The organism is Streptomyces sp. Root1310, from assembly GCF_001426425.1.
Classification (GTDB): Bacteria; Actinomycetota; Actinomycetes; order Streptomycetales; family Streptomycetaceae; genus Streptomyces.
The window spans coordinates 69,053-90,074 of sequence record NZ_LMEQ01000035.1 but is presented as its reverse complement, the minus strand read 5'-3'; the positions used below and the strand labels follow the sequence as shown (position 1 = coordinate 90,074).

At 72.5% G+C, this 21,022-nt stretch carries 19 protein-coding genes and 1 riboswitch; of the genes, 14 read left to right on the top strand and 5 right to left on the bottom strand.

Features of this window, described 5'->3' with window-relative positions:
- Positions 1-20 precede the first annotated feature (20 nt).
- Positions 21-761: a GntR family transcriptional regulator gene (locus ASD48_RS40150; RefSeq protein WP_057606876.1), complete on the bottom strand. Its 741-nt coding sequence runs from the start codon at positions 759-761 to the stop codon at positions 21-23.
- 211 nt (positions 762-972) lie between these two features.
- On the opposite strand from ASD48_RS40150, the gene ASD48_RS40145 reads away from it, so the two are divergent.
- From ASD48_RS40145 to ASD48_RS40110, 8 genes are all read left to right on the top strand, one after another.
- On the top strand, positions 973-2,133 hold the full coding sequence (locus ASD48_RS40145) for an extracellular solute-binding protein (protein WP_057606874.1): 1,161 nt from the start codon (positions 973-975) through the stop codon (positions 2,131-2,133).
- Positions 2,130-3,026 (top strand): ABC transporter permease subunit, encoded by an 897-nt coding sequence (locus ASD48_RS40140; protein ID WP_057606873.1) that lies wholly within the window; start codon positions 2,130-2,132, stop codon positions 3,024-3,026. Before ASD48_RS40145 ends, ASD48_RS40140 begins: the two co-directional genes overlap by 4 nt.
- Positions 3,014-3,826: an ABC transporter permease subunit gene (locus ASD48_RS40135; RefSeq protein WP_057606871.1), complete on the top strand. Its 813-nt coding sequence runs from the start codon at positions 3,014-3,016 to the stop codon at positions 3,824-3,826. Before ASD48_RS40140 ends, ASD48_RS40135 begins: the two co-directional genes overlap by 13 nt.
- Positions 3,827-3,829: 3 nt before the next feature.
- Complete coding sequence (locus ASD48_RS40130) at positions 3,830-4,915, top strand: ABC transporter ATP-binding protein (protein WP_057606870.1); 1,086 nt, start codon at positions 3,830-3,832, stop codon at positions 4,913-4,915.
- A gap of 23 nt (positions 4,916-4,938) precedes the next feature.
- Complete coding sequence (locus tag ASD48_RS40125; RefSeq protein WP_057606868.1) at positions 4,939-6,495, top strand: HAD-IA family hydrolase; 1,557 nt, start codon at positions 4,939-4,941, stop codon at positions 6,493-6,495.
- Between the two features lie 106 nt (positions 6,496-6,601).
- Positions 6,602-7,705: an MFS transporter gene (locus ASD48_RS40120; RefSeq protein ID WP_242432872.1), complete on the top strand. Its 1,104-nt coding sequence runs from the start codon at positions 6,602-6,604 to the stop codon at positions 7,703-7,705.
- Between the two features lie 186 nt (positions 7,706-7,891).
- Positions 7,892-8,680: a carbon-nitrogen hydrolase family protein gene (locus ASD48_RS40115; protein WP_057606865.1), complete on the top strand. Its 789-nt coding sequence runs from the start codon at positions 7,892-7,894 to the stop codon at positions 8,678-8,680.
- 76 nt (positions 8,681-8,756) lie between these two features.
- Positions 8,757-10,469 (top strand): NAD(P)/FAD-dependent oxidoreductase, encoded by a 1,713-nt coding sequence (locus tag ASD48_RS40110; RefSeq protein ID WP_057606864.1) that lies wholly within the window; start codon positions 8,757-8,759, stop codon positions 10,467-10,469.
- 64 nt (positions 10,470-10,533) lie between these two features.
- Here the strand turns inward: ASD48_RS40110 and ASD48_RS40105 are convergent, their stop codons facing one another.
- Complete coding sequence (locus ASD48_RS40105) at positions 10,534-11,280, bottom strand: DUF5995 family protein (protein WP_242432871.1); 747 nt, start codon at positions 11,278-11,280, stop codon at positions 10,534-10,536.
- 142 nt (positions 11,281-11,422) lie between these two features.
- On the opposite strand from ASD48_RS40105, the gene ASD48_RS40100 reads away from it, so the two are divergent.
- Positions 11,423-12,541: a glycoside hydrolase family 6 protein gene (locus ASD48_RS40100; protein ID WP_057606863.1), complete on the top strand. Its 1,119-nt coding sequence runs from the start codon at positions 11,423-11,425 to the stop codon at positions 12,539-12,541.
- On the opposite strand, the gene ASD48_RS40095 is transcribed toward ASD48_RS40100, so the two are convergent.
- Entirely contained in the window at positions 12,520-13,899 is a 1,380-nt protein-coding gene (locus ASD48_RS40095; protein WP_057606862.1) for a solute carrier family 23 protein, read from the bottom strand. The two genes, ASD48_RS40100 and ASD48_RS40095, sit on opposite strands and share 22 nt — an antisense overlap.
- 142 nt (positions 13,900-14,041) lie before the next feature.
- Between ASD48_RS40095 and ASD48_RS40090 the strand changes: the two genes are divergently transcribed.
- A complete protein-coding gene (locus ASD48_RS40090; protein WP_057606861.1) occupies positions 14,042-14,500 on the top strand; it encodes a thioesterase family protein in 459 nt (152 codons plus the stop codon).
- On the opposite strand, the gene ASD48_RS40085 is transcribed toward ASD48_RS40090, so the two are convergent.
- Entirely contained in the window at positions 14,460-15,680 is a 1,221-nt protein-coding gene (locus ASD48_RS40085) for an MFS transporter (RefSeq protein ID WP_107104516.1), read from the bottom strand. The two genes, ASD48_RS40090 and ASD48_RS40085, sit on opposite strands and share 41 nt — an antisense overlap.
- A 134-nt stretch (positions 15,681-15,814) precedes the next feature.
- On the opposite strand from ASD48_RS40085, the gene ASD48_RS40080 reads away from it, so the two are divergent.
- On the top strand, positions 15,815-17,071 hold the full coding sequence (locus tag ASD48_RS40080) for an ROK family transcriptional regulator (RefSeq protein ID WP_057606859.1): 1,257 nt from the start codon (positions 15,815-15,817) through the stop codon (positions 17,069-17,071).
- Here ASD48_RS40080 and ASD48_RS40075 read toward each other — a convergent pair.
- Complete coding sequence (locus ASD48_RS40075; RefSeq protein WP_057606858.1) at positions 17,068-17,811, bottom strand: NAD(P)H-binding protein; 744 nt, start codon at positions 17,809-17,811, stop codon at positions 17,068-17,070. The two genes, ASD48_RS40080 and ASD48_RS40075, sit on opposite strands and share 4 nt — an antisense overlap.
- A 377-nt stretch (positions 17,812-18,188) precedes the next feature.
- Positions 18,189-18,319: riboswitch (FMN riboswitch) on the top strand.
- Between the two features lie 146 nt (positions 18,320-18,465).
- On the opposite strand from ASD48_RS40075, the gene ASD48_RS40070 reads away from it, so the two are divergent.
- From ASD48_RS40070 to ASD48_RS40060, 3 genes are read left to right on the top strand one after another with little or no spacing between them, the layout of a single operon-like run.
- Positions 18,466-19,071: a riboflavin synthase gene (locus ASD48_RS40070; protein WP_057606857.1), complete on the top strand. Its 606-nt coding sequence runs from the start codon at positions 18,466-18,468 to the stop codon at positions 19,069-19,071.
- Positions 19,068-19,709: a nicotinamide riboside transporter PnuC gene (pnuC, locus tag ASD48_RS40065; RefSeq protein WP_020128901.1), complete on the top strand. Its 642-nt coding sequence runs from the start codon at positions 19,068-19,070 to the stop codon at positions 19,707-19,709. The genes ASD48_RS40070 and pnuC overlap by 4 nt, the downstream gene beginning before the upstream one ends.
- Complete coding sequence (locus tag ASD48_RS40060) at positions 19,706-20,995, top strand: bifunctional 3,4-dihydroxy-2-butanone-4-phosphate synthase/GTP cyclohydrolase II (protein ID WP_057606856.1); 1,290 nt, start codon at positions 19,706-19,708, stop codon at positions 20,993-20,995. Before pnuC ends, ASD48_RS40060 begins: the two co-directional genes overlap by 4 nt.
- The last annotated feature ends 27 nt before the right edge of the window (positions 20,996-21,022 follow it).

Genomic DNA, 21,022 nt, shown 5'->3' with positions numbered 1-21,022 from the left:
AGGCCCGGGTCGCCCTGCGCCTACTCGGCGGTCTTGCGCGCCAGCGCGTTGTTGCCGATCGAGTTGTGCACGCTGAAGCTGACGGCGTCCGAGCGGTAGCGGTCGTCCGACCACTCCACCGGGCGGCCCTCGCGGGTCGTCGTGACCCGGCGGACGCGCAGCAGGGGGCTCGTGCGGCGGATGGCGAGCAGTTCGGCGTCCTGGGCGCCCGCCGCCACCGCGTCGATGACATGCTCGCCGTAGGCGAAGACCAGTCCGGTGTCGTCGAGGAGGCGCTGGGTCACCGAGGGGCAGTCCGGCTCGATCGACTCGACGGCCGGGGAGATCCAGTCCGCGTACACGGTCCGCTCCAGGAGTACCGGCTCGCCGTCCAGGCCGCGCAACCGCAGGACGTGCAACACCATGGTCCCTTCACGGAGTTGGAGACGTACGGCGTCCTGGGTGCCGGCCGGGCGGTACTCCTGGGCGACGACCCTGCCGGTCGCCTGGCGGCCCATCGCGCGCGCCCACTGGGCGAAGCTGCGCAGCTCGGCGAAGCTCTGGCTGCGGCGGCTGGCCAGGACCACGCGGCGGGCGCCCTGGCGGGAGCCGATGAGCCCCTCGGCGGTCAGTGCCGCGACGGCCTGGCGGACCGTGCCGCGCGAGACGCCGTACCGGGCGGCGAGGTCGGTTTCCGCGGGCAGCCGCGCGCCGACCGCGTACTCCTCGCGGTCGATCGCCCGGCGCAGTGCGTCGGCGATCTCCTCGTGTCGCGCGGCCATGCTTCCCCTCTGCGTCGACGGCTGTACACAGCTTGACCAGCCTAGTCGACCTGCGGAGCGGCTCCGCTCGCACCGCAACTGTGCGTGAATTCGGGGCTCAGGGTTTCGCCAGTGTTTACGAAGGGGACACCAGCGGCGTGCGTACTGAGGCCAACTTGTTCAGACAAGTTGCCCTCGTCTCCCGCATTCTCGCGCGTCCCCTGGAGAAGCCGTGACCGTGCCCCTGCCGAGATCAGCCGTCCGTGGCGGTGCCCTCGCCGCCGTCGCCGTACTCGCATTGAGCGCCTGTGGCGCCGCCCCCGACACCAGCACCTCCACCACCGCCGACGGCAAGAACGCCGCCACCGCCACCTCCGCCGCCGACTTCGGCGGCCTCGACGCCCTGGTGAAGGCGGCGAAGAAGGAGGGCACGCTGAACGCCATCGCGCTGCCCCGCGACTGGGCCAACTACGGCGCCCTCATCGACGGCTTCCAGAAGAAGTACGGCATCAAGGTCGCGGTCGAGAACCCCGACGGCTCCAGCCAGGACGAGATCAACGCCGTCACCTCCAGGAAGGGCCAGGGCCGCGCGCCGGACGTCCTCGACCTCGGCAGCTCCTTCGCGCTCAGCGCCGCCCAGCAGGGGCTGCTCGCGCCGTACGAGGTGGCGTCGTACGCCGACCTCCCCGAGGGGCAGAAGGACGCGAAGGCCCGCTGGTACAACGACTACGGCGGCTACATCTCCATCGGCTGCGACGCCAAGCGCGTCAAGGCCTGTCCGACCACCTTCGCGGATCTGCTCGAGCCCCGGTACAAGGGTCAGGTCGCCCTCAACGGCAACCCCACCAAGTCCGGCTCGGCCTTCGGCGGCGTCTACGCGGCCTCCCTCGCGAGCGGCGGCTCCTTCGACGACATCCAGCCCGGCCTCGACTTCTTCGCCAAGCTGAAGAAGAACGGCAACTACACGCCCGTCGAGTCGACCCCGGCCACCGTCGAGAAGGGCGAGACGCCCATCAGCATCGACTGGGACTACCTCAACGCCGGATACGCCGACGAGTTCAAGTCCAAGGGCGTCGACTGGAAGGTGGCGGTGCCCAGCGACGGTCAGTTCTCCCAGTACTACTCCCAGGCGATCAACAAGGACGCCCCGCACCCGGCGGCCGCCCGCCTGTGGCAGGAGTACCTCTACAGCGTCGAGGGCCAGAACCTGTGGCTCAAGGGCTACGCCCGCCCGGCCCTGATGACCGCCATGGAGAAGGCCGGCACCCTCGACAAGGCGGCCGCGGCCAAGCTGCCCGAGGTCTCCGGGACGCCCGCCTTCCCGACCGAGGACCAGCAGAGCAAGGCCAAGACGGTCCTCGGGCAGGGCTGGGCCAAGGCCGTCTCCGGATGACCTCCACCGCCGTACGGGCCGGCACGGCGGCCGCCGCTCCGGTGAAGCGGCGGCGCCGTGCCCTCGGCTGGCTCGCCGTCGTCCCGCTGCTCGCCTTCACCGCGCTCGCCTTCGGGCTGCCCGCCGTGGCGATGCTCGACGGCGCGTTCACCGTCAAGGACCCGGCCACGGGCGCCACCTCGTACACGGCCGACAACCTCACGGCCTCGCTGCGGGGCGCCTATCTGACCGCCCTGCTCGGCAGCGTGAAGCTGTCCGCCGTGTCGGCGGGGCTGGGGGCGCTGCTCGGACTGCCGCTGGCCCAGGCCGTCGTGACCTCCCGCTTCCGCGCGCTGCGCGAGGCGGTGCTCACCGCGTCCGGGGTGCTCGCCAACTTCGGCGGCGTCCCGCTGGCGTTCGCCTTCGTCGCCACGCTCGGCAACGCCGGTGTGCTGACCCTGCACTTCGGCCTCACCGACCACGGCTGGGACCTGTACAGCTTCTGGGGACTGGTGATCGTCTACCTGTACTTCCTGATCCCGCTGATGGTGCTCACCATCACCCCCGCCCTGGAGGGGCTGCGGTCCCAGTGGCGCGAGGCGGCGCAGAACAACGGCGCGACCTCCGCGCAGTACTGGCGGCACGTCGCCCTGCCCGTGCTGCTGCCCTCGCTGCTCGGCGGCCTGGTGCTGCTCTTCGGCAGCGCCTTCGCCGCGTACGCCACCGCCGCCGCCATGGTGGGCAGCTCCATCCCGCTGGTCACCCTCCAGATCGCCGACGCCATCTCCGGCAACGTGCTCGTCGGCCAGGAGAACGTGGCGCTCGCCCTCAGCCTCGACATGGTCCTGGTCGCGGGCCTGGTCATGGCGGTCTATCTGCCCCTGCAACGACGGAGCGCGCGATGGCTCGCCTGAACCTGTGGCGGTGGGGAGTCCTCGGCCTCGCCGGACTGTACTTCCTGGTCCCGCTGGCCGCGTCGGTCGTCTTCACCGTCGACGTGCCCGGGGAGGGCGTCACCTTCGACGCCTACACCCGGATCTTCTCCACGGCGGGCTTCGGATCCAGTCTGCTGCTCTCGATGGAGCTGGCCGTCGCCACCATCGCCGTCGTGCTGCTGCTGATGGTGCCGGCCATGGTGGCGCTGCGGCTGGGCGCGCCCCGGCTGCGGCCGGTCGTCGAGGTGGTGTGCTCCCTGCCGCTGGTCGTGCCGCCGATCGCGTTCGTCGCCGGTATCGGGACGGTGCTGAAATGGGGGCCCGAGCATCTCTCGCGCACGCCGCTGTTCCAGACCTTCGTGGCGATCCAGAACCCCGACTTCCCCGTGGTGCTCGTCCTGGCCTACGTCGTGATGGCGCTGCCGTTCGTGTACCGGGCCCTGGACGCCGGGCTGCGCTCCGTCGACGTGGGCACCCTCGTCGAGGCCGCCCGCAGCTGCGGGGCCGGCTGGCCACAGGCGCTGGTCCGGGCCGTGCTGCCCAACCTGCGCGGCGCGCTGCTCAACGCCTCCTTCCTCACCCTGGCCCTGGTGCTCGGCGAGTTCACCGTGGCGCAATTGCTCGGCTTCCAGCCCTTCGCCGTCTGGATCGTGAACGTCAGCGGCTCGCAGGCCCAGCTGTCCGTCGCCGTGTCCGTGCTCAGCCTGCTCGTGACCTGGGTGCTGCTCCTCGTCCTCGCCGGTTTCGGCGGGCGCACCCGTCCTACTTCCCGGGGATGAACCATGACCGTGCTCGACAAGACAGCGACGACGACCGAGCCGACGTCCAAGGCGGCGACCGTCGAATTCCGCGGCCTGCGCAGGGAGTTCGGGCCGACCGTCGCCCTCGACGGCCTCGACCTCACGGTCCGGCCGGGTGAACTCCTCGCCCTGCTGGGCCCCTCCGGCTGCGGGAAGACCACCGCGCTGCGGATGCTCGCCGGGTTCGAACACCCCGACGCCGGCGAGGTGCTGGTCGACGGCGAGGACGTCACCCGGGTGCCGGCCCACCGCCGGGACGCCGGGATGGTGTTCCAGTCGTACAGCCTCTTCCCGCACCTCGACGCGCTCGACAACGTCGCCTTCGGGCTGCGGATGCGCAAGGTGCGCACCGCCGAACGGCGTTCCCGGGCGGCCGAGTTGCTGGAGCTGGTGGGCCTCGCCGACAAGGGCGCACGGTTCCCGCACCAGCTCTCCGGCGGACAGCAGCAGCGCGTCGCCCTGGCCCGCGCCCTCGCCCTGCGCCCGCGTGTCCTGCTCCTGGACGAACCGCTCTCCGCGCTCGACGCCAAGGTGCGGCTGACCCTGCGCGAGGAGATCCGGCGGCTCCAGCAGGAGCTCGGCATCACCACCCTGTTCGTCACCCACGACCAGGAGGAGGCCCTGTCCATGGCGGACCGGGTCGCCGTGATGCGGGACGGACGGCTCGAACAGTGCGCCGCCCCGGCCGAGTTGTACGGCCGGCCCGCCACGGCCTTCGTCGCCGAGTTCGTGGGCACGACGAGCCGGATACCGGGACACCTCGACGGCGCGAGGGTCGAGGTGCTCGGGCGCCGGCTGCCCGTCGACGGCAGGATCCCGGCCGCGACCGAGGTGGACGTGCTGGTGCGGCCGGAGGCGGTGCGGGTGCGGGCCGAGGACGACGGGGACGCGCGCGTGGTCGCCACCTCGTTCCTCGGTGCGGCCGTCCGGGTCACCGTCCGGCTGGCCGACGGCACCGAGGTCAAGGCCGACCTGCCCGCCCACGAGGCCGCCGGGCTCGCCGCGGGCGCGGCGGTGGGCCTGTCGCTGCCCGACCGCCCGGTGCTCGTCGCCGAACGCACGTCCTGATCCCCCCACCGAAAGAGGCAACCGTGACGCAACTCCCTCTCCAGGCCGTCCTGTTCGACATGGACGGCACGCTCGTCGACACCGAGCGGCTGTGGTGGGAGGCGGTGGAAGGGGTGGCCGGCCGGCCACTGACCGAGGGGGACCGGCCGGAGGTGCTCGGCCGTCCCGTCGAGCACACCGCCCACTGGCTGGCCGTCACCACGGGCCGGCCGGCGCCGGGGCTCGCCGAGGCGCTCCACCGGGAGTTCGCGGACCGGGTCCGCGCCGACATCGTGCCGCGCCCCGGCGCACTCGCCCTGCTCGACGCCCTGGCCCGGGAGGGCGTGCCGACGGCGCTGGTGACCGCGTCACCGCGGGCGGTCGCCGACACGGTGCTCGACGCGCTCGGCGCGAGCCGCTTCGCCGTCACCGTCACCGCCGACGACACCGAGCACACCAAGCCCGCCCCCGACCCCTACCTCGCCGCCTGCCACGCCCTCGGCGTCGACCCGGCGGCCTGTGTGGCCGTAGAGGACACCGAGACCGGCGTGACCTCCGCCGAGGCTGCCGGGTGCACGGTGCTGGCGGTGCCGTCGCTCGCGCCGATCGGGACGGCGCCGGGCCGGACCGTCGTGCCCGGTCTGGAGGGCGTCACCCCCGGGCGGCTGCGCTCCCTGCTGCCGCACCGGCTCCGCGTCATGAGCTGGAATCTCTGGTACGGCGGCACGAAGGTCCGCGACCACCGGGCCAAGCAGCTCAAGGTCCTCACCGAGACCGACGTGGACGTGGTCGGCCTCCAGGAGACGTACGGCACCGCCGCCGAGGAGCTCGCCGAGGCCCTCGGCTGGTACCACCACCGCGCCGGGGAGAACCTCGGGATCATCAGCCGCCACCCGATCACGGCCGCCCTCGGCGACCCCGAGGTGGGCTTCTACGGCGCGGCGGGCGTCCGGATCGCCGTCGGCGTCGGCGTCGGCGTCGGCGCCGACGAGGGCGAGGGCGAGGGCGGGGGCGCCGTCGAGGTCGACGTGTGGACGGCCCACCTGGACTGTGCGCCGTACGGGCCCTACGAGGCCGCCTTCGACGGGCTCGCCGCGGACACCCTGGTCGCCCACGAGGGGGCGCGGCTCACGCGGCTGAGGGACGCACTGCGCAGGATCGGACCCGGCCCCGGCGGGCCCGTCGTCCTCGTCGGCGACTTCAACAGCCCCTCCCACCTGGACCGGCCGGACGTCGCGTGGCCGGTGACGAGGGCCGCCGAGGAGGCGGGCTTCGCCGACTCCTACCGCGAGGCGCACCCCGATCCGGTACGGGAACCCGGGCACACCTGGTCCCCGGTCCACGCCGAGCACGAGGACGGCGGCGGCCGCCCGGAACCGCAGGACCGGATCGACTTCGTGCTCCACCGGGGCCTCAGGGTGCTCGACTCCCGGACCCACGTCACCGGCAGCCCCCGGCCGTGGCCGGACGTCGAGGACAACGACTGGCCCTCCGACCACGCCGCGGTGATCACCACCTTCGCGGTCACCGTCCCCGAGGCCGCCCCCGTCGAGGCCGCCCCCGTCGAGGCCATCGCAAAACCGGTGGGCGGCGGCGGGTGAACTGACTACCATCGGTGACATGACCTGGCGACATTGATCCACGACCGGCCCCGACGTCCGTCGACTGACCGCCACGCTGTACGCGTACGCGTTCCTCGACGAGTTCGTGCTGCTCTACCCGGTGTACGCGCTGCTGTTCTCGGACAGCGGCCTGTCCGTCGGCCAGATCTCCTCCCTTTTCGTCCTGTGGTCGCTGACCGGCGTCCTGCTGGAGGTGCCCTCGGGCGCCTGGGCGGACGCCGTCTCCCGACGGCTGCTGCTGTGGATCGGCCCGCTGCTGGGCGCGGCCGGCTTCGCCCTGTGGGTGCTCTTCCCGTCGTACTGGGCCTTCGCGGCCGGCTTCGTCCTGTGGGGTGCGCGCGGCGCGCTGGGCTCCGGCGCGCTGGAGGCACTGGTCTACGAGGAGCTGGACCGGGCCGGCGCCGCGGACCGGTACGCCCGGCTCATGGGCCGCGCGCACGCGGTGGGCCAGCTGGCCGTGATGGCGGCGACGGGACTGGCCGGGCCGGTCTTCGCGGTCGGCGGATACCCGGCCGTCGGCGCGGCCAGCGTGCTGGCGTGTCTGCTCTGCGCCGCGACGGCGACCCGCTTCCGCGAGCACCGGCGGCCGGCGGACCACGGCGCCGGCGGGGCCGCGACCTTGCGGGCCGGAGCGGCCGGCGTCCGCCGCGACCGCTCCGTGCGCGGTGCCCTGCTGCTCGTCCCGGCCGTGACGGCGGTGTGGGGCGCCCTCGACGAGTACACACCCCTGCTGGTCAGGGAGACGGGCGTACCGGAGGCGAACGTCCCCCATCTGCTGGTGCTGATCTGGGCCGGCGTCACCGCCGGAAGCCTGCTGGCCGGACCCGCCGAGCGCCTGGGCCGCGGGGGATTCGCCGTGCTGCTCGCGCTCTCCGCGCTCGCCCTCGCCCTCGGAGGGATCAGCGGCACGCCGGCCGGCATCGCCCTCGTGGCCCTCGCCTTCGGCGGCTTCCAGCTGGCGACCGTGCTGGCCGACGTCCGGCTCCAGCAGCGCATCGAGGGCACCGGCCGGGCCACCCTCACCTCGGTCGCCGGCCTCGGCACCGAGGTGGTGACCATCGCGGTGTACGGCGCGTACGGCGCCCTCGGCTCGGCGTTCCCGCACGGCGTCGTCTTCGCCCTGTGCGCGGTGCCGTACCTGCTGACGGCGCTGACGATGTCGACGGCGGCCCGGGGGAGGGACGAGTGAGGGGCGGGGGCGAGCGGGGAGCGGGGAGGGGCGAGTGAGGACGCGCAACGAATCGCCGCCCGGCGGTCCGCGCACGCAACGTTCCGCTCCCCGGCGCGCAACGGCTCCTTCTTGTCCGGCCCGGGTGCGCGCCCGTACCGTCTAGATGGCCCCCACAACCACCCTTTCGCCCGGTGAGGATCACGCATGCGCACCGCCCTGCTCCAGAGCTCCGGCCGCCCCGGCTCCGTCGTCGAGAACCTGAAGGTCCTCGACGAGGCCGCGGACCGGGCCGCCGCCGCGGGCGCCGGGCTGCTCGTCGCGCCGGAGATGTTCCTCACCGGATACGCGATCGGCGACGACATCGCCCGCCTCGCCGAGCCCGCCGACGGGGACTCCGCGGACACCGTCGCCGAGATCGCCGGCCGGCACGGCCTCGCGATCGCGTACGGCTACCCGGAGCACGCCTCCGAGGCCGTGTACAACTCCGCGCAGCTGATCTCCGCCGACGGCACCCGGCTCGCGAACTACCGCAAGACCCACCTCTTCGGCTGCTTCGAGCGCGACCACTTCACACCGGGCGGGCAGCCGGTCGTCCAGGCCGAACTGAACGGCCTCACCGTCGGCCTCATGATCTGCTACGACGTCGAGTTCCCGGAGAACGTCCGCGCCCACGCCCTCGCCGGCACCGACCTCCTCGTCGTGCCCACCGCGCAGATGCACCCCTTCCAGTTCGTCGCCGAGTCGGTGATCCCGGTGCGCGCCTTCGAGAACCAGATGTACGTGGCGTACGTCAACCGGGTCGGCCAGGAGGGCGAGTTCGAGTTCGTCGGTCTCTCCACACTCGCCGGTCCCGACGGAGTCGCCCGCACCCGCGCCGGACGCGGCGAGGAGCTGGTGTTCGCCGACGCCGATCCGGTCGCCCTGGCCGCGTCCCGCGAGGCGAACCCGTACCTGAAGGACCGCCGCCCCGGCCTCTACGGGTCCCTGGTCTGAACCCGGACCGCACCCCCCGCACCCGTCACCCCCTGAGCCTCCCCCCGAGTCACCACGCGCAAGGAGTCCGTACCCCATGACGTCCACCGTGCCCAACGCCGTCGAGCACGCAGACGAGCAGCAGCCGCCGATCACCATGTTCGGCCCGGACTTCCCCTACGCGTACGACGACTTCCTCGCCCACCCGGCGGGCCTCGGCCAGATCCCCGCGACCGAGCACGGCACCGAGGTCGCCGTCATCGGCGGCGGACTGTCCGGCATCGTGGCCGCGTACGAGCTGATGAAGATGGGCCTCAAGCCGGTCGTCTACGAGGCCGACCGGATCGGTGGCCGACTGCGTACCGTCGGCTTCGACGGCTGCGACCCCTCCCTCACCGCCGAGATGGGCGCGATGCGCTTCCCGCCGTCCTCCACGGCGCTCCAGCACTACATCGACCTGGTGGGACTGGAGACCCGGCCCTTCCCCAACCCGCTCGCGGAGACGACCCCGTCGACGGTCGTCGACCTCAAGGGCGAGTCGCACTACGCCGAGACGGTCGAGGACCTGCCGCAGGTCTACCGCGATGTCGCGGCCGCCTGGAACAAGTGCCTCGAGGAGGGGGCCGACTTCTCCGACATGAACCAGGCCATGCGCGAGCGGGACGTGCCGCGCATCCGCGAGATCTGGGCGAAGCTGGTCGAGAAGCTCGACAACCAGACCTTCTACGGCTTCCTCTGCGACTCCGAGGCCTTCAGGTCCTTCCGGCACCGCGAGATCTTCGGCCAGGTCGGCTTCGGCACCGGCGGCTGGGACACGGACTTCCCGAACTCCATCCTGGAGATCCTGCGGGTCGTCTACACCGAGGCCGACGACCACCACCGCGGCATCGTCGGCGGCTCTCAGCAGCTGCCGCTGCGCCTCTGGGAGCGCGAGCCGGAGAAGACCGTCCACTGGGCGTACGGCACCTCGCTGGCGAGCCTGCACGAGGGCGGCGAGCCCCGCCCGGCCGTGACCCGGCTGCACCGCACCGCGGGCAACGGGATCACCGTGACGGACGCGAACGGCGACATCCGCACCTACCGGGCGGCGATCTTCACCGCGCAGTCCTGGATGCTGCTGTCGAAGATCGCCTGTGACGACTCGCTCTTCCCGATCGACCACTGGACGGCGATCGAGCGCACCCACTACATGGAGTCCAGCAAGCTGTTCGTGCCGGTCGACCGGCCGTTCTGGCTCGACAAGGCCGTCGACGACAAGGGAGTGCCGACCGGCCGGGACGTCATGTCGATGACGCTCACCGACCGTATGACGCGCGGCACCTACCTCCTCGACGACGGTCCGGACAAGCCCGCCGTCATCTGCCTCTCGTACACCTGGTGCGACGACAGCCTGAAGTGGCTGCCGCTGTCGGCGAACGAGCGGATGGAGGTCATGCTGAAGTCGCTCGGCGAGATCTACCCGAACGTCGACATCAGGAAGCACATCATCGGCAACCCGGTGACGGTCTCCTGGGAGAACGAGCCCTATTTCATGGGCGCGTTCAAGGCCAACCTGCCCGGCCACTACCGCTACCAGCGGCGCCTGTTCACCCACTTCATGCAGGACCGGCTGCCCGAGGACAAGCGGGGCGTCTTCCTCGCCGGCGACGACATCTCCTGGACCGCGGGCTGGGCCGAGGGCGCCGTGCAGACCGCGCTGAACGCGGTCTGGGGCGTCATGCACCACTTCGGCGGGACGACCGACACGAGCAACCCGGGCCCGGGTGACGTGTACGACGAGATCGCGCCGGTGGAACTCCCGGAGGACTGAGTCCGCGCGGCACGAGGTCTCACCGCACCAGGTCGCACCGCACGAGGACCCGCGGCGCGAGGTCTCACCGCAGGAGGCCCGACAGCGGTGTGCGGTCCGACAGCGGGGTGAGCATCATGCGGCCCGCGAATCCGACGGCCGTGTCGAGGCGCTCGGTGAACTCCTCGGCCACGCCCGGAAGCCGGCGCAGCGCCCACAGCGCCCGGGCCGCCGTCCAGGTGGCGTCCCGGGCGCGGTCCAGGCTCCAGGAGCCGAGCAGATGGGTGAGCGGGTCGGCGATCTGCAGCAGGTCGGGGCCCGGCATCAGCTCTTCGCGGATGCGTTCCTCCAGTGAGCCGAGTACCTCGCCCACGCGGTCGAACTCGTCCTCCAGCTCGGCCGGTTCGCAGCCGAGGCTACGACAGGCGTCCACCACGGCGAGCGCGAGGTCGTGCCCGATGTGCGCGTTGATGCCCGCGAGCGCGAACTGCAGCGGGCGTACGCCGGGATGGCGGCGGAACTGGATCAGCGGCCGCCAGCAGGCCGGTGGCCGCCGGTCGGCCGGCCCCGGGTCCACCGCGTCCAGGTAGCGCTTCGCGAACCGGACGTCCAGCGTGGTCGCGGCCCGTGCGTCCGGGAACCGGCCGGTGTCGATGCGCCGGTCGACCTCCTGAGTCACCGCGAGGTAGACGCGGTTGAAGACCGCGATGCCGTCCCCGGGGGGCAGGTCCGTGTCGAGGGCGCGCATCCGGGCGAGCACGTCGTCGACACCGGTGCGGTCCGTGTCGGGGCCTGTCCCGACGGAAGCGGTGAACTGTTCCAATTGCGGCATGGGGGCAGGGTGACAGTCCTAGGCTGGCCCGCGTGTCGGCGGGCCCGACGCTTCCCCGGAACGGGGGAACGAGCCCGTCGCACGGGAGGGGAACAGCACGGTGCGAGGCGTACGTGAGCGACGGTCCGGACGGCGCGGTGCCATGGTCGCCGCCGCCTCGGTGGTGGTGGCCCTGGGCACCGCGGCCGGGCTGTCGACCGCACTCGGCGACGGGGACGACGGCGACGGCCGACGCGGCACGGACCGGGCCCGTCCGAAGGTGAGCGCGACCCTCCTGGCCCCCTCGGACGCGATGCCGCCGTCCCCCTCCGGGTCCCCGACGGCCTCCGCCCCGACCGTGCGGCCGACGCCCTCGCCGAGCCGTACCGTGCGAAAGCCGCAGGGCGCCGCCGTGACCACGAGCCTCTACCGGCACCCCGAGTCCCAGGTTCTCGACTGGGTCCGCGCCCATCCGGCGGATCCGCGCACCTCCGTCATCGAGTCCCGGATCGCGAGCCGGCCGGCGGCCGTGTGGTTCACCGAGTACGCCCCCGGCACCATCGCCTCGCGGGTCCGCGCGGTGACGGCGGGCGCCGCCCGGCAGGGCCGGGTGCCCGTCCTCGTGGCCTACGCGATCCCGGACCGCGACTGCGGCGGCGCCTCCGAGGGCGGGGCGCCGGACCTCGACGCCTACGCGGGCTGGATCGACGCGTTCGCCGCCGGGCTCGGCTCCGGGGAGGTCGTCGTCGTCCTGGAGCCCGACTCGATAGCCCAGACCGACTGCCTCGACGAGACCGGGCGGGCCGGCCGTCTCGCGGCGCTGGCCCGCGCGGGACGCGTGCTGAAGGCGGCTAACCCGAAGGCGCGCGTCTACTACGACGCAGGGCACTCCGGCTGGAACGGCCCGGCCGAGCAGGCCGCGCTGCTGAAACAGGCCGGTGCCGCCTCGGCCGCCTCCTCCGACGGGATCTTCAGCAACGTCTCCAACTTCCACGGCACGGCGGACGAGGCGGCCTACGACCGCCGGGTCCTGGACGCCCTCGGCGGCCCGCCCGGCCTGGGCGCCGTCATCGACACCAGCCGCAACGGCAACGGCGCGCCCACCGACGGCGAGTGGTGCGACCCGGACGGCCGGAGCATCGGCCGGGCCCCCACCTTCCGGACCGGCGAGGCCCGGATCGACGCCTACCTGTGGGTGAAGCTGCCGGGGGAGTCGGACGGCTGCAAGGGCGCGGCCGGCGAGTTCAGCCCGTCGTACGCCTACGAACTGGCCTCGTCGTAGCTGCTGGTGCCCTCGTCCAGCAGGGGTTCCTGCGTCTTGAGATGCGCGGGCGCGAACGCGCGCAGCGCGTGGTAGCCCGTGATGACGACGACCGTGCCGAGCGCGATACCGCTCAGCGAGAAGGTGTCGGTGAACTCCAGCGTGACGTTGCCGATGCCGATGATGATGCCCGCCGCGGCCGGCACCAGGTTCAGCGGATTGCGCAGGTCTACACCGGCGTTGATCCAGATCTGCGCGCCGAGCAGGCCGATCATGCCGTAGAGGATGACGGTGATGCCGCCGAGGACGCCGCCGGGGATCGCGGCGACGATCGCGCCGAACTTCGGGCACAGGCCGAAGAGCAGGGCGAACCCGGCGGCGGCCCAGTAGGCGGCCGTCGAGTAGACCCGGGTCGCGGCCATCACGCCGATGTTCTCGGAGTAGGTGGTGTTGGGCGGGCCGCCCACCGCCGTGGACAGCATCGAGCCGACGCCGTCGGCGGCGATCGCCGTACCGAGCCGGTCGTCCAGGCTGTCGCCGGTCATCTCGCCGACCGCCTTGACGTGCCCGGCGTTCTCCGCGACCAGGGCGATGACGACGGGGAGTGCCACGAGGATCGCCGACCATTCGAAGGACGGGCCGTGGAAGGACGGCAGCCCGATCCAGTCGGCGTGACCGACCCCGGACAGGTCGAGCCGCCAGTGGTCGGTGACCTCGCCGCTCGCGTCCGCGGAGTGGATCCGGCCGAAGATCCGGTCGAACGCCCACGAGATGCCGTACCCGAAGACGAGGCCGAGGAAGATCGCGATGCGGGACCAGAAACCGCGCAGGCAGACCACCGCCATCCCGGTGAACGCCATGACCAGCAGCGCCGTCCACTGGTCCTGCGGCCAGTAGGTGGTGGCGGTGACCGGGGCGAGGTTGAAGCCGATGAGCATCACGACCGCGCCCGTCACGATCGGCGGCATCGCGGCGTGGATGATCCGGGCCCCGAACCGCTGTACGGCCAGTCCGACGAGGAACAGCGCGACCCCGACGACGAACACGGCGCCGGTGACCGTGGCGCTCGTCCCGCCCTGCGCGCGGATGACCGCGGCCACGCCCACGAAGGACAGCGAGCACCCGAGGTAGCTGGGCACCCGGCCACGGGTGGCGAGCAGGAAGATCACGGTCGCGACGCCGGACATCATGATGGCGAGGTTGGGGTCGAGACCCATGAGGACGGGTGCGACGAAAGAGGCCCCGAACATCGCCACCACGTGCTGGGCGCCGAGCCCCACCGTGCGGGGCCAGGAGAGCCGCTCGTCGGGTCGGACCACGGCGCCGGGCGCCGGGGTGCGTCCGTCGCCGTGCAGTTTCCAGCGGACGCCAAGATCCATGGTGCGGGTTCGCCTTCCTGGGGGTGCGGGTGTCCGGACCATTCTCACGTGAAACCGGAGGGTGAGCGACCGCTTAGTGACCCCGTACGATGAGGGTGCTTTCCTCGTACACGCACCTCGCACCCGCACAGGAGTCCCCGCCGTGACCGCCGAAGCCCCGAGCGCCCCCGTCGTGTCGTACGGCCGGCTCATCCCCGTGACCGTCCACTTCGACGACCTGGACGCACTGGGCATGCTGCACAACGCCCGCTACCCGCTGCTCGTCGAGCGGGCCTGGACCGAGTTCTGGCAGGACAACGGGGTCCGCTTCGAGGGCGACTGGGCCAGCGCCGGGGACGCCTGCAACGTGGTCAAGGAACTGCTGATCGGCTACGAGGCCCCGGTCACCCGAACCGGCACCTACGCCGTCCACCTCTGGCTGGACCGGCTCGGTACCACGGGACTGACCTACGGCTTCCGGTTCTGCTCGGCGGACGGGGTCACGACGTACGCGCGGGGCACCCGCGTCCTGGTGCGACTCGACGCGGCCACGATGCGGCCCACGCCGTGGAGCGACGCCTTCAGGGCCGGGGGCCGGGCACTGCTGCGGCCTGCGGACTGACCTTCGCACCGATCCGCTCGCCGCCCCGCAGCACACCCGCGAACAGCACGAGCCCGCACGCCAGGACCGTCACCACCACGAAGGACACCACCAGGCTGGTCGCCTGGGCCACCCCGCCGATCAGGCTCGGGGCGATCAGGCCCGAGGTGTAGGTGATCGTCGCGACGCCCGCGATGGCCTGGCTGGGGTTCGGTCCGCTGTGCCCGGCCGCCGCGAAGCACAGCGGTACGACGACCGCGATGCCCAGCCCCATCAGCCCGAACCCGCCCATCGCCACCGCCGGATGCCCCGCGACGACGATCAGCAGCCCGCCCAGCGCGGCGAGGACACCGCCCGCCCGGACGGTACGCACCGCGCCGAACCGGTTCACCACCGCGTCGCCCACGATCCGGGCCACCGCCATCGTGAACATGAAGCCGGTCGTACAGGCCGCCGCCGCCCCGGCCGACGAGCCGAGCTGGTCGCGCAGATAGACGGCCGACCAGTCCAGGCTGGCGCCCTCCGCGAACACCGCGCAGAAGCCGACCGCGCCGATCAGCAGCGCCGAGCGGGGCGGCAGCGTGAACCGCGGGGGCGGCTCCTCGTCCTCGGCGGGCCGCAGGTCCAGCACCCAGCGGCAGGCCAGCAGGCCGAGCAGGGTGAGGACGGCCGCCGCCAGCACATGGTGCACGCGCGCGTCCGCACCGAGGTGCGCGGCGAGCGTTCCGCCCGCCGAACCGATCAGGGCGCCCGCGCTCCACATGCCGTGCAGTCCCGACATGATCGATCTGTCGAGCAGCCGCTCCACCTCGACGCCCAGGGCGTTCATCGCGACGTCGGCCATGCCCGCGCTCGCGCCGTACGCGAACATCGCCAGACAGAGCGTCAGCAGGTTCGGGGCGAGGGCGGGCAGCGTCAGCGACAGCGTCCACAGCACGAGGAGCCCGCGCAGGGCCGCGCGGCTGCCGAAGCGATGGGTGATCGAGCCGGCCACCGGCATCGCGCAGGCGGCGCCGAACGCCGTGAAGGCGAGCGCGAACCCGAGCTGTCCGGTGGACACGTCGGCGTGGTCCTGGATCCACGGCACGCGGGTGGCGAACGAGCCGGTGACCGCGCCGTGCACGGCGAACACGGCCGCCACGGCGTACCGGGCGCGCCGGACCTCCGAGGGTGCGTGGATCACTTCGTCCACTCCGCTCATTCTCCCGTCCCTTCCGGATCCGCGCCGCGCCGTCGCGATGCCTGCGTAAACTATCAGGAACCCTGCCTGATAAATAGAGAGCAAGGGTCGGCGACCGCCGACCCAGGCCCCTCGGCCATGGGAGGATTCCCGCCATGCCCGCATCTCCGAGCACCGCCCGGGCCATCAACGACCGGCTCGCCCTCCGGCTGCTCCAGCACGAAGGCCCGTTGACGGCAGGGCAGTTGAAGCAGCTCACCGGCCTGTCCCGCCCGTCGGTCGCCGACCTGGTCGAACGCCTCACCGCCTCCGGTCTGATCGAGGTGGTCGGGGAGGCGGGCGAGCAGCGCCGCGGGCCGAACGCCAAGCTCTACGGCATCGTCGCCGACCTCGCCCACCTGGCCGCGCTGGACGTGCGCACCGAGGGGGTCACGGTGCTCGTCTCGGACCTGGTCGGCCGGGTGCTCGCCGAGGCGTCCGTGCCGATCGGCGGCGACACGGGTACCGGGACGGCCGTGGAACAGGCGGTCTCGCTGGTCGAGCGGGCGGCGAAGGAGGCCGAGGCCGCGGCGGCGCCCCCGCGCGAGGGCGAACGGGTGTGGGGGCGGCTGCACACCCTCGGCATCGGCGCACCCGGGCTGATCGACCCCGCCAGCGGCGAACTGCGCGACTCCAGCGGTCTGCCCGAGTGGCACCGCCGGCTGGTGGCCGCGCTGCAGGAACGCTTCCCGGCCGCGCACGCGCACGTCGAGAACGAGACCAACCTCGCCGCCCTGGCCGAACAGCGCGAGGGTGCCGCCCGGGACCGCGACACCTTCGTCCTGCTGTGGCTGGGACACGGCACCGGTGCGGCCGTCGTCCTGGACGGCGCACTGCGCCGCGGGGCCTCCGGCGGCACCGGCGAGATCGGCTTCCTGCCGGTGCCCGGCACCGACGGCCTGCCCTCGGCGACGGACTGCGAGGGCGGCTTCCACTCACTGGCCGGTTCGGCGGCGATCGCCGTCCTGGCGGGCCGGTACGGGCTGACGGCGCGCGCCCGGTCCGACGAGCCGGTGGCGGCGGCGCTGGTGCGAGCGGCGGTGGACGCGCCGGACACCGGGGCCACCGCCGGTTTCCTGGACGCCCTGGCCGACCGGCTCGCCCTCGGCGCCGCCTCGGTCGTCGCCGTCCTCGACCCCGGCTGTGTGGTCCTCGGCGGAGAGGTCGGACAGGCCGGCGGGGAGGTGCTCGCGAGCCGCGTGGCGCGCAGGCTCCGGCAGATGGCGCCGCTGCCCACGGAGGTGCGCGCCAGTGCCCTGGGCGGCGGGGCGGTGCTGCGCGGGGCCCTGCTGACGGCTCGTGACGCCGCCCAGGAGGAGTTGTTCGCGACGGCGCACAGGGCCGAGACGCACCAGGTCGTGTCCGGGGCCTAACGGCGGATGCGCGTCGCCAGGTAGTCCTCGAAGGTGCCCTTGCCCACCGCTCGTTCCGGGGCCAGGTGGCCGCCCTCGCGGAAGCCCCGGTAGGCCGCGCCCCACAGCGGTACGTTCACCACCGCGCACCGCCGGCCGCTCGCCTTCAGGAACGCGCGGGCCAGCGACTCGAAGGAGCGGACCTCGGGGCCGCCCATGTCGTCCACCCGGCCGGCCGGCGCGCCCGCGGCCAGCTCCGCGAGCCGGTCGGCGACCTCGGCGGCCTCCACCGGCTGGTCGCTCACCCCGGCCGGCAGCATCATCACCGGTACCTTGGCCAGCCCCTGGAAGAGCTGGACCAGCAGGTCGTGGAACTGGGTCGCCCGCAGCACCGTCCAGCCGAGCCCCGACTCCGCCAGCAGCTCCTCCACGGCGAGCTTGGCCTTGTAGTAGCCGAACGGCACCCGGTCGACGCCGACGATCGAGATGTAGACCAGGTGGGCCACCCCGGCCTGCCGGGCCGCGGCGATCAGGTTCGCGGCCGCCTGCACGTCGTCTCCGCGCGGCGTGGTCGCGCAGTGCACGATCGTGTCCACGCCCGCGACGGCCGCGTCCAGTTCCGGCCCGCCCGCGCGCAGGTCGACGGCGTACGGCTGGGCGTGCCGGCTCAGCACCCGCAGCTCGTGCCCGCCCGAGCGCAGCCGTTCGGTGACGAGCCGGCCCAGGGTTCCCGTGCCGCCGGTCACGAGGATCGTGGTCATACCGTTCCGTCCCTTCGGACACCGGGCGCTCCCCGCCGGAGCGCCCTCCGTCGGGTCAAGCTTGTCCGGGTCGGCCTCGGCTCGCATGTCCCGCGGCTCACGGCGGGGGACGGCCCGCCGCAACGCGAGGCGATCGGCCGGGGCGAGGGGACCCGGCGGCGGGCAAGGGCCGTCGTCACCGCCGCCGGGCCGTACTCCGCCGACCCTAGAAAGGACTAGACCAGTACGTCAATAGGTATGGACCAATCCCGGTCCGGGCCGGGACGGTCCTCGAATCGGGCCGGGCGCAACCCGAATTGACGACCTGTGAGCCACCCCACATCTTTCACCTGTATGGACGCCTACCCGGCGTGGCACACTGGCCCTGTAAACCAAAGCAGCGCACTCCGGGGTCGGTGAAAGTCCGAACCGGCGGTTACAGTCCGCGACCCGGTCGCTTCCAGCGGCCGGTTGACCAGGTGAAATTCCTGGACCGACGGTTAAAGTCCGGATGGGAGGCAGTGCGCGGCGGGCGGGCATTCGTGCGCGCCGCCGTATACGTACTCGTCCGCGGACGAGTCTGTCCGGCGTCGCCCCCGGTGTCGTTGCCCGTACCTTCTGTCGTCATCGACAGGCCCCGGAGTCCGTGCCCGAAGAGGCAGGAGGACCCGGGAAGTGTTCACCGGAATCGTCGAAGAGCTGGGTGAGGTCACCGCCGTCGAGAATCTCGGCGACGCCTCCCGCTTCCGGCTGCGCGGCCCCGTCGTGACCGACGGCGCGAAGCACGGCGACTCCATCGCCGTGAACGGGGTCTGTCTCACCGTCGTCGAGCACGAGGGCGACGAGTTCACCGCCGACGTCATGGCGGAGACCCTGAACCGCTCCAGCCTCGGAGCACTCGGCGTCGGCTCCCGCGTCAACCTCGAACGCCCCACCGCCGTCGGCGACCGCCTCGGCGGGCACATCGTGCAGGGTCATGTCGACGGCACCGGCGCGGTGTTGGAGCGCAAGCCCTCCGAGAACTGGGAGATCGTCAAGATCTCCCTCCCCGCCGACCTCGCCCGGTACGTCGTGGAGAAGGGCTCGATCACCGTCGACGGCATCAGCCTCACGGTCGTCGAGGCCGGCCCCGACTTCTTCACCGTCAGCCTCATCCCCACCACCCTCGCCCTGACCACGCTCGGCCTCAAGCAGGCCGGCGACCCGGTCAACCTCGAGGTGGACATCGTCGCCAAGTACGTCGAGCGCCTGCTCGCCACCACCCGGGGAGCGGCGCAGTGAACTCGCTGAACTCCGAGGCCTTCACCCTCCTCGACCAGCACATCCTCTGGTCGGACATGATCGGCAACATCCTCGGCCTGATCACCCTCGCCCTCGGCTGGCGCCGCTCGCTGTGGACCTGGCCGGTGCAGTTCCTCTCCGGGCTCGTCCTCTTCGGTGCCTTCTTCGGCCATCTGACCGGCAGCGCCGGCAAGCAGGTCGTCGTCATGGTCGTCGCCCTGTACGGCTGGTGGCAGTGGAACCGCAGCAAGGGGCGGTCCGAGGACGGCCAGATCACGCCCCGCTTCGCGACCTGGATCGAGCGCGCGGCCATGGTGGGCGCCGCCGCCGTCGGCACGGTCGCGGTGGCCCTGCTCTTCAAGGCCCACCCGTCCCTGTCCTGGGACCCCTGGCCGGACGCCTACATCTTCGTCGGCACCATCGTGGCCATGTACGCCCAGGCGCGCGGCATGGTCGAGTTCTGGATCGCCTGGCTCCTCGTCGACCTCGTCGGCGTCCCCCTGAACTTCGCCAACGGCTACGCCTTCTCCGGCTTCGTCTACGTCATCTACGGCGCGCTCGTCCTGTGGGGCATGCGCGACTGGTGGCTGCGCTCCCGCAAGGCCTCGCAACCCGCTCTGGAAGGAGCGCCGGCATGAGTACCGCACCGATCCTCTACAGCACGGACGGCATCGAGGACTTCGCGCTGGACCCCGTGGAGCGGGCCATCGCCGACATCGCCGCCGGCCGCCCCGTAGTGGTCGTCGACGACGAGGACCGCGAGAACGAGGGAGACCTCGTGATCGCCGCGGAGAAGGCCACCCCGGAGATCGTCGCCTTCATGATGAGCGAGTGCCGCGGCCTGATCTGCGCGCCCATGGAGGGCGACGAACTGGAGCGCCTGCAGCTCCCGCAGATGGTCGAGGACAACACCGAGTCGATGAAGACCGCGTTCACGGTCTCCGTCGACGCCTCCGCCGCCCACGGCGTGACCACCGGCATCTCCGCCGCCGACCGCGCCACCACGCTGCGGCTCCTGGCGAGCGGCACCACCGAGGCCGCCGACTTCGTCCGCCCGGGGCACATCTTCCCGCTCCGCGCCAAGCCCGGCGGCGTGCTGACCCGCGACGGCCACACCGAGGCGGCCGTCGACCTCGCCCGACTCGCGGGGCTGCGCCCGGCCGGCGCGATCGTCGAGATCGCCGGCGAGGACGGCCGGATGCTCCGCCTGCCCGAACTGATCCCGTTCGCCCGCAAGCACGGCCTGACGATCATCTCCATCGAGGACCTGATCGCCTACCGCCGCAGCGCCGAGCCCACCGTCCGCCGCGAGGCGCAGACCCGGCTGCCCACCGTCCACGGCACCTTCACCGCGTACGGCTACCGCTCCACCGTCGACGGGGTCGAACACGTCGCCCTGGTCCACGGCGAGATCGGCGACGGCGAGGACGTCCTCGTCCGGGTGCACTCCGAGTGCCTCACCGGCGACATCTTCGCCTCCCAGCGCTGCGACTGCGGCCCCCAGCTCGACACCTCCCTGGAGCGCATCCAGAGCGAGGGCCGGGGCGTGGTGGTCTATCTGCGCGGGCACGAGGGCCGGGGCATCGGTCTGCTGTCCAAGCTGAGGGCCTACGAGCTCCAGGAGCAGGGACACGACACCCTCGACGCCAACCTGGAGCTGGGCCTGCCCGCCGACGCCCGTGACTACGCGGCCGGCGCGCAGATCCTCGACGACCTCGGCGTGCGCAGTGTGCGCCTGATGACCAACAACCCCGAGAAGACCGACGCCCTCGTCCGGCACGGCATCGAGGTCACCCGGCGCGAGCCGATGCCCGTACAGGCGGGCGAGCACAACATCCGCTACCTGCGCACCAAGCGGGACCGGATGGGACACGACCTGCCCTGGCTGGACACGGCCCCCGTGTCCCCCTGCGGCAACCAGTAACGCACCACGCGAGTCGGCAAGGCACGA

Coding starts and splice junctions, on each gene's coding strand:
- ASD48_RS40135 (WP_057606871.1), top strand. CDS start 3,014: ATGGCTCGCCTGAACCTGTGGCGGTGGGGAGTCCTCGGCCTCGCCGGA.
- ASD48_RS40060 (WP_057606856.1), top strand. CDS start 19,706: ATGAGTACCGCACCGATCCTCTACAGCACGGACGGCATCGAGGACTTC.
- ASD48_RS40075 (WP_057606858.1), bottom strand. CDS start 17,811: ATGACCACGATCCTCGTGACCGGCGGCACGGGAACCCTGGGCCGGCTC.
- ASD48_RS40140 (WP_057606873.1), top strand. CDS start 2,130: ATGACCTCCACCGCCGTACGGGCCGGCACGGCGGCCGCCGCTCCGGTG.
- ASD48_RS40130 (WP_057606870.1), top strand. CDS start 3,830: ATGACCGTGCTCGACAAGACAGCGACGACGACCGAGCCGACGTCCAAG.
- ASD48_RS40100 (WP_057606863.1), top strand. CDS start 11,423: ATGGTCGCCGCCGCCTCGGTGGTGGTGGCCCTGGGCACCGCGGCCGGG.
- ASD48_RS40105 (WP_242432871.1), bottom strand. CDS start 11,280: ATGCCGCAATTGGAACAGTTCACCGCTTCCGTCGGGACAGGCCCCGAC.
- ASD48_RS40085 (WP_107104516.1), bottom strand. CDS start 15,680: ATGAGCGGAGTGGACGAAGTGATCCACGCACCCTCGGAGGTCCGGCGC.
- ASD48_RS40110 (WP_057606864.1), top strand. CDS start 8,757: ATGACGTCCACCGTGCCCAACGCCGTCGAGCACGCAGACGAGCAGCAG.
- ASD48_RS40150 (WP_057606876.1), bottom strand. CDS start 761: ATGGCCGCGCGACACGAGGAGATCGCCGACGCACTGCGCCGGGCGATC.
- ASD48_RS40095 (WP_057606862.1), bottom strand. CDS start 13,899: ATGGATCTTGGCGTCCGCTGGAAACTGCACGGCGACGGACGCACCCCG.
- ASD48_RS40115 (WP_057606865.1), top strand. CDS start 7,892: ATGCGCACCGCCCTGCTCCAGAGCTCCGGCCGCCCCGGCTCCGTCGTC.
- ASD48_RS40080 (WP_057606859.1), top strand. CDS start 15,815: ATGCCCGCATCTCCGAGCACCGCCCGGGCCATCAACGACCGGCTCGCC.